The organism is Mycobacterium sp. E2497 (genome assembly GCF_001668695.1).
In the GTDB taxonomy this organism is placed as follows: Bacteria; Actinomycetota; Actinomycetes; order Mycobacteriales; family Mycobacteriaceae; genus Mycobacterium.
Genome location: NZ_LZKD01000116.1, coordinates 1 through 13,121, shown reverse-complemented (window position 1 = coordinate 13,121; position 13,121 = coordinate 1). Strand labels below are relative to the sequence as shown.

General features: G+C 68.8%; 15 protein-coding genes. 10 read left to right on the top strand and 5 right to left on the bottom strand.

Annotated elements, in window-relative coordinates; genetic code table 11:
* Positions 1-75: 75 nt before the first annotated feature.
* On the top strand, positions 76-906 hold the full coding sequence (locus tag A5713_RS09020; protein ID WP_068094720.1) for an SDR family oxidoreductase: 831 nt from the start codon (positions 76-78) through the stop codon (positions 904-906).
* Here the strand turns inward: A5713_RS09020 and A5713_RS09015 are convergent.
* The gene (locus A5713_RS09015; RefSeq protein WP_068094718.1) at positions 889-1,782 is read right to left on the bottom strand and encodes an NAD(P)-dependent oxidoreductase; all 894 of its coding nucleotides are present in this window, start codon (positions 1,780-1,782) and stop codon (positions 889-891) included. The two genes, A5713_RS09020 and A5713_RS09015, sit on opposite strands and share 18 nt — an antisense overlap.
* A gap of 76 nt (positions 1,783-1,858) precedes the next feature.
* On the opposite strand from A5713_RS09015, the gene A5713_RS09010 reads away from it, so the two are divergent.
* Positions 1,859-2,650, top strand: coding sequence for an SDR family NAD(P)-dependent oxidoreductase (locus tag A5713_RS09010; protein WP_068094715.1), 792 nt, complete (start codon positions 1,859-1,861; stop codon positions 2,648-2,650).
* A gap of 44 nt (positions 2,651-2,694) precedes the next feature.
* Here the strand turns inward: A5713_RS09010 and A5713_RS09005 are convergent, their stop codons facing one another.
* Entirely contained in the window at positions 2,695-4,248 is a 1,554-nt protein-coding gene (locus A5713_RS09005; RefSeq protein WP_156751808.1) for an LCP family protein, read from the bottom strand.
* Positions 4,249-4,526: 278 nt separating this feature from the next.
* Positions 4,527-4,799, bottom strand: coding sequence for a hypothetical protein (locus A5713_RS09000; RefSeq protein WP_068094710.1), 273 nt, complete (start codon positions 4,797-4,799; stop codon positions 4,527-4,529).
* A 62-nt stretch (positions 4,800-4,861) separates the two neighbouring features.
* Between A5713_RS09000 and A5713_RS08995 the strand changes: the two genes are divergently transcribed.
* On the top strand, positions 4,862-6,010 hold the full coding sequence (locus A5713_RS08995; RefSeq protein WP_068094707.1) for a TDT family transporter: 1,149 nt from the start codon (positions 4,862-4,864) through the stop codon (positions 6,008-6,010).
* 440 nt (positions 6,011-6,450) lie between these two features.
* On the opposite strand, the gene A5713_RS08990 is transcribed toward A5713_RS08995, so the two are convergent.
* Positions 6,451-7,935, bottom strand: a complete 1,485-nt coding sequence (locus A5713_RS08990; RefSeq protein ID WP_068094703.1) for an amidase — start codon at positions 7,933-7,935, stop codon at positions 6,451-6,453.
* A gap of 91 nt (positions 7,936-8,026) precedes the next feature.
* On the opposite strand from A5713_RS08990, the gene A5713_RS08985 reads away from it, so the two are divergent.
* From A5713_RS08985 to A5713_RS29470, 7 genes are all read left to right on the top strand, one after another.
* Complete coding sequence (locus tag A5713_RS08985; RefSeq protein ID WP_197509202.1) at positions 8,027-8,893, top strand: alpha/beta fold hydrolase; 867 nt, start codon at positions 8,027-8,029, stop codon at positions 8,891-8,893.
* 172 nt (positions 8,894-9,065) lie between these two features.
* A complete protein-coding gene (locus A5713_RS08980; RefSeq protein ID WP_067922899.1) occupies positions 9,066-9,713 on the top strand; it encodes a trypsin in 648 nt (215 codons plus the stop codon).
* Positions 9,714-9,870: 157 nt separating this feature from the next.
* On the top strand, positions 9,871-10,338 hold the full coding sequence (locus A5713_RS08975) for a lipoprotein LpqH (RefSeq protein ID WP_068094747.1): 468 nt from the start codon (positions 9,871-9,873) through the stop codon (positions 10,336-10,338).
* 40 nt (positions 10,339-10,378) lie between these two features.
* On the top strand, positions 10,379-11,293 hold the full coding sequence (locus A5713_RS08970) for an MAP_0585 family protein (RefSeq protein WP_068094699.1): 915 nt from the start codon (positions 10,379-10,381) through the stop codon (positions 11,291-11,293).
* Positions 11,294-11,403: 110 nt separating this feature from the next.
* Positions 11,404-11,643, top strand: coding sequence for a hypothetical protein (locus A5713_RS08965; RefSeq protein WP_067922891.1), 240 nt, complete (start codon positions 11,404-11,406; stop codon positions 11,641-11,643).
* A gap of 16 nt (positions 11,644-11,659) precedes the next feature.
* Positions 11,660-12,220, top strand: a complete 561-nt coding sequence (locus A5713_RS08960) for an enoyl-CoA hydratase-related protein (RefSeq protein WP_255398357.1) — start codon at positions 11,660-11,662, stop codon at positions 12,218-12,220.
* Entirely contained in the window at positions 12,189-12,428 is a 240-nt protein-coding gene (locus tag A5713_RS29470; RefSeq protein WP_255398355.1) for a hypothetical protein, read from the top strand. The genes A5713_RS08960 and A5713_RS29470 overlap by 32 nt, the downstream gene beginning before the upstream one ends.
* 72 nt (positions 12,429-12,500) lie before the next feature.
* Here A5713_RS29470 and A5713_RS08955 read toward each other — a convergent pair.
* A partial coding sequence (locus A5713_RS08955; RefSeq protein WP_231980301.1) for a lytic transglycosylase domain-containing protein occupies positions 12,501-13,121 on the bottom strand: 621 nt, incomplete at its 5' end.

Sequence of the window (13,121 nt, the reverse complement as noted above, 5' to 3'; positions counted from 1 at the left end):
GGCCACCCGTTGCCGCGGCGAGTTCTCTGCGTGGTTCGATATCTGGAACCTGTTTGGAGTTTGAGAGGGCGTCGCGTGCAGCTTTCTTTCGAAAACCGGACGTATCTGGTCACCGGCGGTGGCAGCGGAATCGGCAAGGGCGTGGCCGCCGGGCTGGTCGCGGCGGGCGCCTCGGTCATGATCGTGGGCCGCAATCCCGACCGGTTGGCGGGGGCCGTCAGCGAGATCGAGGCCCTTTCGGGCGGCGGTTCCATTCGCTACGAGCCGACCGACGTCACGAATGAGGAGGAGGCCGCCCGCGCGGTGGACGCCGCGACGGCCTGGCACGGTCAACTCCACGGGGCGGTGCATTGCGCAGGTGGCTCCGAGACGATCGGACCGATCACCCAGATCGACTCAGAAGCCTGGCGGCGCACCGTCGACCTGAACGTCAACGGCACCATGTACGTGCTCAAGCACGTCGCGCGCGAGCTGGTGCGGGGTGGCGGGGGATCGTTCGTGGGCATCTCGTCGATCGCGGCCAGCAACACCCATCGCTGGTTCGGCGCCTATGGGGTGAGCAAGTCGGCCATCGACCACATGATGCAGTTGGCCGCCGACGAACTCGGACCGTCCTGGGTGCGGGTCAACAGCATTCGGCCGGGCCTGATCCGCACCGATCTGGTCGCGCCGGTGTTCGCCCTGCCGGAGGTGGCCGAGGATTACCGCGAGTGCACGCCGCTGCCCCGCCCCGGCGAGGTCGAGGACGTCGCCAACCTGGCGATGTTCCTGCTCAGCGACGCGGCCTGCTACATCACCGGGCAGGTCATCAACGTCGACGGTGGGCTGATGCTGCGGCGCGGCCCGGACTACTCCGCCATGCTGGAGCCGGCGTTCGGCGCCGACGGGCTACGGGGAGTGGTCTGACGCCAGGCCGGCGTCGCGGTCGGCGAGCGTGGCGAGCGCCGACCAGTCCAGGTGCCCGCCGCCCGATGCCACCAGGGCCAGGAAGCGGTCGCGCAGCAGGCTTGCCACCGGCAGGGGCACCTGCAACTGCTCCCCGGCGGCGAGCGCCAGCCGGACGTCCTTGAGGCCCAGCTCGGCGGCGAACCCGGCCGGCTCGAACTCCCGGCGCGCGATCAACCCGCCGTAGGTCTGGTAGACGGGGGCGGCGAACAACGTCGACGTGAGGATGTCGACGTACTGCTGCCTGTCGACCCCGGCCTTGGCGACCAGCGCCACGGCCTCACTCACACTCTCGATCACCGACGCGATGAGGAAGTTGCCGCTCAGTTTGACCAGGTTGGCGGTGTGCGGCTGCTCGGATACCACGAAGGTCCGCTGGCCGATCGCGTCGAACAGCGGGGAGAGCGCCTGTAGCACCTGCGGCTCGCCCGCCGCAACAACGAAAAGCTTTGCCGCCGCGGCCGCGTCGGGCCTGCCGAACACCGGTGCCGCGGCGTAGCGCTGGCCGGCTTCGGCGTGTGCGGCCGCCAGGCGCTCCGAGAGGGCGACACTGATGGTGCTCGACGAGACGTGCGTGGCGCCCGGAGCCAGCGAAGCGACTACGCCGGCCTCACCGAACACCACATCCTCGACGGCGTGGTCGTCGGCGAGCATGGTGAACACCACCTCGCCGTGGCACGCCTCCGCCACGGCGGGCGCCGCCGCGGCGCCCTGCTGCACAAGCGTCGCCGCCTTGTCGGGGGAGCGGTTGTAGACGATCACGCGGTGGCCCGCCTTCAACAGGTTCGCGGCCATGCCCTGGCCCATCTTGCCCAAGCCGATAAATCCGATGTCCATGCGTCCACTCTGCCTTGTCCGGGGGCCGTCCTTTGCAATGATGAGCCCCTAGCGACGCGACGAGCAGGGAGCGGCAATGAAGCGACTCGAGGGCAAACGGATCCTGGTGACCGGCGCCGCGTCGGGCATCGGGCAGGCGACCGCGCTGCGACTCCTCGACGAGGGCGCCACGGTGGTGGCCTCCGACGTCGCGGAGGGCGGCCTGGGCGCCACTCGTGCCCGCGCCGACGAGGCGGAGACGGCCGGTCGTCTGACCACCATGCCGATGGACGTGGGCAACGAGGATTCGGTGGTCGACGGCGTGTGCCGGGCCGTCGAAACGCTCGGCGGCCTGGATTCGTTGGTCAACGCCGCCGGCATCCTGCGCGCCGCGCACACCCACCAGACCTCGCTGGAACTGTGGAACCAGATCGTCGGCGTCAACCTGACCGGCACGTTTCTCGTTGTGCGGGAAGCGCTTCCGGCATTATTGGCGAATTCGCGCAGCGCGATCGTCAACTTCAGTTCGACGTCCGCCTCTTTCGCTCACCCGTATATGGCGGCATACGCCGCGAGTAAGGGCGGGATCCAGGCGTTCACGCATTCGCTGGCGCTCGAGTACGCGCGCGACGGCCTGCGCGCGGTGTGCGTGGCACCCGGCAGCATCAAGTCCGGGATCACCGATGCAACCGGCGGATACATCCCGAAAGACGCTGACTGGGCGCTGTTTTCAAGGTTGATGCCGATTCTGCCGACCACGGTGGAGTCCAGCGGCACCGGGATGGCCGATCCGTCGGTGGTGGCCGGGGTGATCGCCATGCTGGTGTCCGAGGACGGCGCGTTCATCACCGGAACCGAGATCCGCATCGACGGCGGGACGCACGCCTAGCCGGCGACCCGCGGCGGCCCGCTGCGCCCGGGTTCGCCGCGCGGCTAGTTAACGCACGGCACGCCGCCGCCGCCGATCGGCTTCCCCTGATCGGGCGTCGGATAGGTCGTCGTGGTGCCGTTGTAGTAGTACGGCTTGGCCTTGGTGGACGTCGTGGTGGTCGCGGTTTCGTCGGTGCTGTCGTCAACCATGGACACCGAGAAATTCGTATCGACGGTCACCCTGATGTGGCCGGGCTGAACGCTGGGGTCGGGCTGGCCGGGCGCGTCGAGGCCGAGCAGTTTGGCCACGTTCGCCGCGTCGGCTTCCGCACCGGCGCCGTACGCGACCGTGCTCGCCGTAGGCTCGCCCGAGTTGCGGTCGCGGGTCTGGCCCGTCGTGTAGCCGTGGTTCTGCAGGGCGCGGGACACCTCGGTCGCGAGCCCACTCGTGCTGCCCGCATTGATCACATCGACGACGGTCGACGGACTGGGCTTGGCGGCCGTGGTGGCGGGCGCTGTGGTTGTGGGCGAGGCGCCGATCGCCGTGGCCACCTCGGCCTTGATCGCCGCCGGGTCGATGATGTTGACGTCCTGACCGTCGATGTTGTCGTAGCGCACCACCGGCAGCGTGCGGAACTCGACGTGGCCGCTGGAGGCCAGCGAACCGAGCCGCTGGATCATCTCCTCGTCCCAACCGGCCGACAACACCACATCCTTGCGTGCCACGGCCATCAGGCTTTTGAGCTTGTCCAGATTGGTGAAGGTCCCCGCGGCCTGCAGCTCCTGCATGACCGACGAAATGAACGCCTGCTGCCGATGGGTGCGGTCCAGGTCCCCGTTCTCCAGGCCGTGGCGCTGCCGCACAAAGGACAGGGCCTCTGACGCGTCCAAGGTCTGCCGCCCGGCCGGGAAGTCGGCGCCCGAATACGAGTCGTAGACGGGGTGGTTGAGGCAGACCTCCACCCCGCCCAGGGTTTGGGCCAGGTCGTAGAACCCGGCCAGGTTGACCTCGGCGAAGTAGTCGATCGGTACGCCGGTCAGGCTCCGCACGGCACGCAGGGTCGCCGCCCGGCCGGCTTCCCGGCCCTTGGTCTCGAGTTCCTTCTGAGTGCTGGTGCCCTGGTTGGCGAGCTTGTTAGCGACGTACTGCTTGGTCAGGCCGTACGCCTCTTTGATCTTGATGTGGTTGTAACCCGGCACCCCGTTGAAGGCGACCCAGTCGTCGCGTGGGATCGAGAAGGCGACGACTTTGTCGTCGGCCCCGACGTGCACCAGGATCAGGGTGTTGGTGTTGTAGCCGCCGTCGTCGGAATCGCCCGCGTGCAGGTGCTTCAGAATCGACCAGGGCAGGTCGTTGCCGTCCTGGTCTTTGCGGGAGTCCAGCCCGATCAGCAGGATGTTCATGTTGTCGCCGCTGGAGCGCGGGTCGTCGGGCTGCAGGGCGTTCGAGACGGTGATGCCGCCCAGCGCGCCGTGCGCGACGTAGTACCCCGCCCCGGTCAGGCCGACTGCCGCCACGGACACCAGCGCGCCCAAGGTGCGCGTCAGTCCCTTGCGGAATCGGGAGGGCTGACGGACGGCTCGATGACGGTGGTGGGCACCGCCAGAGCGGGCCATCACAAACCTCGGCCCAAACCCAGCGCATCGCCGGGCACCGCGGCGGCGGTTTGCGGCGATGTCGCTTCAAGCATGGTGTCAAGTATGCGTTAGCTTGCTGTGAAGCCCCCAATCGAGAACGGGTTCCCGGCACGCTCGACCGGCAGCGTCCGGCCGGCCGTCGGGGCGGCAGCATCTGCCTGACCAGCGTGTTCCGAGCGAACCGTCTCGCGGGGGTTTCACCGACGTCACATGGCCGGCGTGACCGAATCGAACTTGTGATCGAGCCGAAATGACGGCTATCCGGCTTTGACGAGGTCCTCGCCCGACTCGTAGAACACGGTGATGTTCGAGCCGGTCACGATCTCTGCGAGGTACACACCGAGCGGCTCCACCTCGTAGTAGTAGTGAACGTTGCCCCGGGGGTCGACCGCCGTAGCGCACGACAAGCCCGGCGCCCCGCAGCGTTGTTTGATGGGTACGGCGAGAACGGCGAGGGCCACCATAACGGCAATCCCGGCGATCAGCCGACCCCTGCCGAAGGCCCGCCTGGTCGTTGGTGCCGGATGCATCACCGTTGGAGTGTAAGCGGCAGGCCAGCCCGATCCGGCTCGGCGCAGTAGGTTTTGCAGCTATGGCCATTGCAAACCCCGGCGGCGCTGCATCGCCGCAGACCCGGGTCGAGGTGCTGGGCAATATCGGGCCCAACTGGTTCGCCGCGGTGATGGGCACCGGGATCGTGGCCAGCGCCGGCGCGGCCCTGCCTGTGCACGTGGTGGGACTGCGCGCCTTCGCCCAGGTGGTCTGGGTGATCGCCGCCGTCCTGCTGGTGGTGCTCATCGTCCTGGTCGGGGGCCACTGGTTGCGCCACCCCACGGTGGCGCGCACGCACGCCCGCAATCCGCAGATGGCGCACTTCTACGGCGCCGCCCCGATGGCGCTGATGACGGTCGGCGGGGGAGCGGTGCTGGTCGGAAGGGATCTGCTCGGCGAGCGCGTCGCGGTAGACCTGGACTGGGTGTTGTGGACGGCGGGAACGCTGGGCGGGCTGTTCACCGCTGTCAGCATCCCGTTTTTGATGTTCACCCAGCACAACGTCGAGCCCGACGCGGCCTTCGGGGGCTGGCTGATGCCGGTGGTCCCGCCCATGGTGACCGCGGCCATGGGGGCGCTGCTACTGCCGCACATGACGGCGGGCACCGGACGCGAAACCATGCTGTACGGCTGCTACGCGATGTTCGGCCTGTCGTTGCTGGCTTCGCTGAACATCATCGCGATGATCTGGGCGCGCCTGACCCTCTACGGCACGTCGGGCTCGGCGCGGGTGCCGACGCTGTGGATCGTCCTGGGTCCGCTCGGCCAATCGATCACTGCCGCAGGGCTTTTGGGTGCAAGCGCGGGACTGGCTGTCAACCCCGAGCTGGCCGAGGACCTGAATGCCTTCGCGATCCTGTACGGAGTTCCGGTGTGGGGTTTCGCGGTGTTGTGGATCGCGCTGGCCACGGCGCTGACCGTGCGCACGCTGCGTCGCGGCATGCCGTTCGCGCTGACGTGGTGGAGCCTGACCTTCCCGGTCGGAACGTTCGTCACGGGCACCTCGCAGCTCGCCGGCCACACGCACCTGCCCGGTTTCCGGGTGGCCGCGGCGATCGCGTACGCCGGGCTGTTGTTCACCTGGCTGCTGGTGGCTGTGCGCACCGCGCGGGGGAGCCTGCGCGGCAACCTGCTCAAGCTGCCGCCGAGCACCGCGCCGGTCAAGGCCAGCAAGGAACCGGTGTCCTGAAGCCGCGGCGGCCGAGTTCGTCCGCGTTTCGGCGCCCGGGGTCGGCGGGTAGGCAACCCTGAGCCGATCGGAGGTGCTAAATGATGGACACGATCGAGCCGCCGGAGCGTGGCACTCCCGACGAGACGCCCGAGCGGCTGGCGCCGGCCGAGACACCCGAGCGGCTAACCCCGGCGGAACCGCCGGAGCGTTTGACGCCGTCGGAGCCGTCCGAGCGTCAGCCGCGGACACGAGCAGCTTGACGAGATCGGAGGTTGAGGATGCGCGCTGAGGAAGGCGACGAAACCGTTAGCGACTACGCGGCGGAGGGAAAGCAAGCTCTCGGCAGGATCAAGGCTTCACAATGGGCCGGGAGCCGCCTCGGCGATGTCGCCCGGCGGTTTTCGCGCCTGTGGCGCGGCGATCACTCGTCGGAAGGCAAACCGGACGCATAGGGGTGGTCACGCGGGCGCGGGGTACCGGTGGGCCCACGGGGCGGCGTCCTCGAGTTGGGCTGCCAGCTGCAGGAGGTCGGCGTCGGCGCCCAGGCGCCCGACGAATTGAACCCCGAGGGGAAGCCCGTCGTCGGTCCAGTGCAGGGGCACGCTGATCGCGGGGCGTCCGGTGATGTTGGCGAGCTGCGTATAGGGCACCCATCCCAGGCTCTCCTGGACCAATTGGTCGAGAATCCCGCTGAGCGCCATGAGTTTTCCCGCGCGCAGCTTGCTGGCGATGCGGGCCACCTGTTGGAGGGGCCGCGGCGTGGCCGTCGCGCCGACCCGGAGCGGTGGCGTGGCCAGGGTGGGGGTCAGCAAGCAATCGAAGGTCTCGTGGAACCCCGCCAGGGATCGGATGTGGTTGTTGCGGTTCTCCAGCGCGAGGATCGGTGCCAGCACGCCGGTGGACCGGGCGAGTTCACTCACGGCCAAGGTGTCGGCCTCGAAATCGCGGTCGCCGGCGCCGGTGCGCTGTCTGGCGTCCGCGACGTGCTGGTAGAGCTGGGCGAACCAGATGGTGAGAAAGTCACGGGCGAGGGCGGCGTCGTCGTACGGCGGCCGAACCTCCTCGACCCCGTGCCCCAGACCGCTCAGGAGCGATACCGCCCGTTCCACCGCGGCGACGGCTTCCCGGTCCGGGTGTGGGTTGATCGCCGAAGACCACGAGTACCCGATCCGCAGCGTGCGCGGACGACGCTTGACGTGGTCGGCGAAAGTGCCTCGCGGAAGGGCGACTTCGTAGGCCGCGTACGGATCGCGGCCGACGATCGCGTCGCACAGCGCGGCGCTGTCACGCACCGTGCGCGAAACGACGCCCTGGGTCACCATCCCGAACATCGGCTCGCCGGTCTGCGGCCCGTACGGCGAAAGTCCCCGGCTGAACTTGAGGCCGACGAGCCCGTTGCAGGCGGCGGGGATGCGGATGGATCCGCCGCCGTCGTTGGCCCCCGCGGCCGGGACGATCCCGGCCGCGACCGCCGCCCCGGAACCTCCGGACGAGCCGCCGGGGGTGTGCTGGGTGTTCCACGGATTACGTGCCGGCCCCCAGTAATCGGATTCCGTCACGCCCTTGGCCCCGAACTCGGGGGTGTTGGTCATCGCGAAGATCACCAGCCCCGCGTCCAGGAACCGCTGCGTCACCAGGGCGTGTCGATCGGCCACGTCGTTGGCCAGCGAGCGGGAACCGCTCGAGGTCGGGAAGCCGCGATACTCCTGCGCGAGGTCTTTGATCACGAAGGGCACACCGGCGAACGGTCCGCTCAGGGCCGGGTCGGCGGCCCGCCTGTCCGCGACCTCGCCGAGGTGGCGGACGATCGCGTTCAACCGCGGATTGACGGCGTCCGCCCGCCGCCGTGCCAGTGCGAGAAGTTCGGACGCCGTGACCTGCTTGCGCTCGACCAGTTCGGCCAACGCGGTCGCATCCAAGGACAGGTATTCGTCAAGCTGCATCGGTTTCTCCTCAGGACGCTCCGCTGCATCGTATTGGAGCCGCTTCGGGGCCCGGGTCGGCGCCGAAACGGCTTAGTATCACCTGATGCCGATGGCAGTGGAACCGTTTTCGATCCAGGGTCCCGGCGGCGTACGCATCGTCGCCGACCGGCTGGGCGATCCGCAGGCGCGGGCCGTGGTGTTCCTGCACGGTGGCGGGCAGACGCGTCGTTCGTGGGGCAAGGCCGCCGCCGCCGTCGCGCAGCGCGGCTGGCAGGCCGTCACCGTCGACCTGCGCGGCCACGGGGAATCCGATTGGTCCGACGCGGGCGACTACCGCGTCGTCAGCTTCGCCGGCGACGTCCGCGAAGTGCTGGGCACGCTGCCCCCGCAACCGGTGCTCGTCGGCGCATCCCTGGGCGGCTTCACGTCGATGCTGCTCGCGGGTGAGCTGTCCCCGGGCATCGCCAGCGCGGTGGTGTTGGTCGACATCGTGCCCAACATGGACCAGTCAGGGGCGAATCGGATCCACGCCTTCATGTCCGACCGGGTGGAATCGGGGTTCGCCTCACTTGACGAAGTCGCCGACGCCATCGCCGAATACAACCCGCACCGGCCGCGGCCCACCGACCTGGACGGCCTGACCACGAATCTGCGCCGCCGCGGCGATCGCTGGTACTGGCACTGGGATCCCCAGTTCATCAGCGGAACCGCCGCGTTTCCGCCGTTCGAGGTTACCGACCCCGATCGCATGCACGCGGCCGTCGACGCGATCCTGCGCGACGGCGTGCCGATGCTGTTGATTCGGGGACAGATGAGTGACCTCGTCAGCCAGGAACGCGCCGACGAATTCCTGGCGCGCTTCCCGCAGGTCGAGTTCAGCGACGTGCGCGGTGCGGGGCACATGGTGGCCGGTGATCGCAACGACATCTTCGCCGACGCCGTGCTGGGCTTCCTCGCCCGCCACGTCGGCGACTGATCATCGGTTTGTCGCCTCGCGGCGAAAGCTGTTGCGGTGCAGAGCAATCGCCATCGATTTGCCGTTTACGTCAATTCGCCGCGGGCGGGCCGGCGGGCGTATTCCGAACGGCCGGGCGGCCGAAACCCGCTCCCGCTGTTAGCATGCTGCCCGATACATCAAGAGAGGTGGCGTGGCCATGCGGTGGTTGCGAGGGTTGGGCCTGGTCGGCGCTGTGGTCGTCGCCACGATGGCGTTGGCGAATCCCGCGCGTGCGGATTCGGGCGTGACGCCGGGCATGAAGGTTGAGGATGAAAATAACTCGTGCACAGCGGGTTTCGCGGCGAAGGGTAACGACGGCAGCTATTACCTGATGACCAGCGGCCACTGCGACGCCCATGACGGTTCGTTGTGGACGTACGGGAATTCGTTACCGCTCGGGAGGATCAGCGCCAGCGAGCAGGAGGGTGAGACGCGGGACGCGGCGATCATCCGCCTCGATCCGGGCGTCGGCGCGCCGATAGGTGATGTCGGCGGCAGGTATGTGGTCCGGGATGTGTTGAACGGCGACCAAATTCGGGAGGGTGTGCCGTTCTGCAAGATCGGTGCGGTCACCGGCGAGACCTGTGGGGTCGTCAAGCATGTCGAAGGTGGCGTTGTCACAGCCAGCGTGTTCAGCCTCAACGGGGACAGCGGCAGCCCCGGTTTCGTGAAGAACGATGACGGCACCGTGAGTGCGGTGGGTTTGTTGATGTCTTCGCCCGAGGGCGACGACAACACCACCGACTTCGTACTCGTCGATCCGCTACTGGGCAAGTGGGGGTTGCGCGTTCTGCCGTAGCGTGCGGCATCGCGACACCGCGTTTCTCTTTCACCGGCAGCGGGTACCCGGCTCGCGGCTTTGCGGGCGTCAGTGCTGCAGGTTCGGCGTGGGCTCGCGGAGTCGACCAGGCCAACGAGTTGGCAGTGCGGAACCAGCGACACGAAGGAGAGCAGTGGTGAAGCGTGGGTTCGTCGTCGGCATGGCGGGCGTAGCCGTGGTGGCCGCCGCCTGCGCCGGCTGTTCGAGTAACAAGTCAACCACCGGGTCCTCGTCCTCGTCGTCGCCGTCGGCGGCCGGCCCGCAGGTCATCGTGGACGGTCAGGCGCAGAACGTCAGCGGCCAGGTCACCTGCGCCCCGGCGGGCGACAACACCAACATCGGCATCGGTGACTCCACAGCCGGTGTCGGCGCGGTGGTCAGCAACGCCAACCCGCCCATCGTTCACTCGGTCGGGCTCGGCAGCGTCAACGGCATCACCCTCGGCTTCTCCGACGCCGGTCCCAACCAGGGCGGCAACGCCGGAGCCGCGGTGAACGGGAAAACCTATGCGATCAAGGGCACCGCAACCGGGCTCGACATGAGCAACCCGCAACAACCGCAGCAGGTGACCAAGTCATTCGAGTTGGACGTCACCTGCCCCTAGTGCAGGCGATCCACACCCAAGAGGGGACGCAGCTATGTCAATGAAACGTGTTGTCAGCGCGGCGGCGCTCGCGGCGGGCCTGAGTATCTCCGCGATCACATTGAACGCCGGTTCGGCCTTCGCGGCTCCGCTCGGCCCGCCCCCGCCGTGCCCGAACTGCCACGGAGGTGGTGGTGGTGGCGCTCCCGGCGGCGGCGGTGGTGGTCCGCAGAGCGGCCCGGGCGGTCAGCAGGCCGGACCCGGCGGCGCGCCGGGCGGGCAGAACAATCCTCCCCAAGGGGGCCAGGGCCCGAACAACCCGCCGCAGGGCGGCCCGAGCAGCCCGCCGCAGGGCGGGCAGAACGAGCAGGGCCGCCAGAACAACCCGCCGCAGGGTGGGCAGAACCCGCCGGCGCCCGACGAGCACGGGCAGTACCCCCAGCAGGGCGGCCCGAACGAGCAGCCGAACAACGCGCCGAACGATCACGGGCCGAACCCGCCGGGTGGGCAATCCAACGCGCCGGCGAGCGAACACAACGCGCCGCCGCCGGAGGGCAGGCAGGCCCTCAACCCGCCGAGCACGCAGCCACCGCACCAGCCCTATGTCCCGCGCGGGACCTATGTCAGCGGCAACGCCCAAGTTGGCGGGCCCGGCGACGCGCGGACCGGCTTCAGCGTCGTGGACCACGGCGCGCCGCCCCCGCCGCCGCCGCGAGGACACGGCTGGAACGACGGCCCGGCACCCGGCCACGCGCCGCCACACTGGGTGGGCGCGCCGCCTCCGGGCGGCTGGGACGGTCCGCCGCCTCCCGGCGGTTGGAACCGTCCGTGGTCCGGGCCGCCGCGTGACGTCGCCGTCGCGCAGGCCGATTTCGGGCCGTTCCAGTACGACACCTACACCGCCATCCCGGTCTTCAACTGGCAGTTCGGCGGTTGGGGCTTCTGGTACATGGGAGTCTGGGTTCCGCTGTACTGACGGTCCGGCCTGACTGGGTCGCCGCAACGGGCCGCCGAGGCACGCAGCCGCTACAGCCGCGGTGCGCCCGTCGGCGGGCGGTCGGCGGGTGGTCGTGGCAGGCTCCGGGAATGGATGTGCGGGAAAACGTTCGCCGAGCCATCGAGGTCATGACGGCGTGGACGTCGGACAGCGGCAATGAATTCGCATGGAGCCGGCTCGTCGAGAACGTCACCAACGAACCCGACGGCGAAATCATGCTGCTGATGGGTTTCGTCAATCTCGCCGGCGAGTTGGGCATCAAGCTGGAGAGGGCGACCGGCCAGACGATGCGCACCCATCTGCAAGACATCGCCCTGAAGTACCTGTGAGGGCCGCGTGAACACGATGGACAAGCGGTTCGTTCGGGTCGGCCGCGACGGCGGTGTGCTCTCGGTCGAGCTGATCAATTCCAAATCGCTCAACATCGTCGGCACGGCCGCCATCGAGGAATTGACACGGGCGTTCGTCACCGCCGGTGATGACGATGACGTTCGGGTGGTCGTCCTGCGCGGGGCCGGGGACGCGGCGTTCATCGGCGGCGCCGACATTCATGAGATGGTCGCCCTGGACCGCGTCAGCGCCGAAGCCTTCATCCGTCGGCTCGCGGGCCTTTGCGAGGCGATCCGTCAATGCCCCGTCCCGGTCATCGCCCGGCTCGCCGGGTATTGCCTGGGCGGTGGGCTCGAGGTCGCGATGTGCTGCGATCTGCGGATCGCCGAGTCCGGCGCCGAATTCGGCATGCCCGAAGTGGCGGTCGGAATTCCCTCGGTGATCCATGCGGCCTTGATGCCGGCGTTGATCGGGGCGTCGCACGGCCTGGCTCCTGCTGACGGGCGAAACGATCGGCGCCGGCACGGCCGTCACGTGGGGCCTGGTGCACGAGGCGGTCGCTCCCGACGCGCTTGACTCTCGCATCGCCGCGCTCGCGGGGAGGCTCGCGGGATTCGGCCCGCACGCGGTCCGCCAGCAGAAGCGGTTGCTCAACAAGTGGTTCGACATGACGGTGCACGGGGCGATCGAGGACAGCATCGAGCAGTTCGGTCTGGCGTTCCTGACCGGGGAGCCACAAGAGCACATGCGGGCGTTCCTCGCGCGCAAGAAGGACCGAGCCTAGCGCCGGCGCATAACGGGGACGTTGAGTGCGAAATCCCTTGCGGTGCTTGCTTATCAGCCGGGCGTATGGTCTTTACTGCGGGTGAGTGGCGAGGTAGTCCCCGACGGGGATCGGGGCCGGCGCTGAGTAACCGACGGGCAGCAGAACGTCGCCGGCGGTGGTGACGTAATAGACGTCCCAGCGGTAGTAGGTGGGGAACGCGGCCGGATCGGCGGCGATCAATGCGGCGTATTGGTCGACCGCACCGACGTATTGGTGCGCGTGGTTGTAGCCGTAGATGGCGCGAGCGGGGTCGTTGGCGAAGCCGTTGGCGGCGAGGAACCGGCCCGCCGCCATGATGCTGTCGCGGGGCGAGTTGATGTCGCCGCCCTGGCCGTAGGTGGCGAAGGTCGACGGCAAGAACTGCATGGGCCCTTGGGCGCCGGCCGTGCTGACCCCGTTGATGCTGCCGAAGCGGGTCTCGACGAAGTTGATCGCGGCCAGGTAGTTCCAGCCGACGCCGGTCTCGGCTTCCGCCGCGTGGTAGTCGTTCATCAGCTCGTCGGCCGGGACCGGGGGGTCGATCCGCCACGCGGGAAGCGTGTCTTTCGCGGGCGTCATAGCCTGCAGCTGGCGCCGGGCGTCGAGGTTGCGGTCGTAGACGTCGGCCAGTTCGGGCGGGATGCGTGGCCGGGTGATCGAGTCCCATTCGGG

Coding starts and splice junctions, on each gene's coding strand:
- A5713_RS08990 (WP_068094703.1), bottom strand. CDS start 7,935: ATGCAGCTTGACGAATACCTGTCCTTGGATGCGACCGCGTTGGCCGAA.
- A5713_RS08970 (WP_068094699.1), top strand. CDS start 10,379: ATGAAACGTGTTGTCAGCGCGGCGGCGCTCGCGGCGGGCCTGAGTATC.
- A5713_RS08965 (WP_067922891.1), top strand. CDS start 11,404: ATGGATGTGCGGGAAAACGTTCGCCGAGCCATCGAGGTCATGACGGCG.
- A5713_RS08995 (WP_068094707.1), top strand. CDS start 4,862: ATGGCCATTGCAAACCCCGGCGGCGCTGCATCGCCGCAGACCCGGGTC.
- A5713_RS08985 (WP_197509202.1), top strand. CDS start 8,027: ATGGCAGTGGAACCGTTTTCGATCCAGGGTCCCGGCGGCGTACGCATC.
- A5713_RS09000 (WP_068094710.1), bottom strand. CDS start 4,799: ATGCATCCGGCACCAACGACCAGGCGGGCCTTCGGCAGGGGTCGGCTG.
- A5713_RS09005 (WP_156751808.1), bottom strand. CDS start 4,248: ATGGCCCGCTCTGGCGGTGCCCACCACCGTCATCGAGCCGTCCGTCAG.
- A5713_RS09015 (WP_068094718.1), bottom strand. CDS start 1,782: ATGGACATCGGATTTATCGGCTTGGGCAAGATGGGCCAGGGCATGGCC.
- A5713_RS08960 (WP_255398357.1), top strand. CDS start 11,660: ATGGACAAGCGGTTCGTTCGGGTCGGCCGCGACGGCGGTGTGCTCTCG.
- A5713_RS09010 (WP_068094715.1), top strand. CDS start 1,859: ATGAAGCGACTCGAGGGCAAACGGATCCTGGTGACCGGCGCCGCGTCG.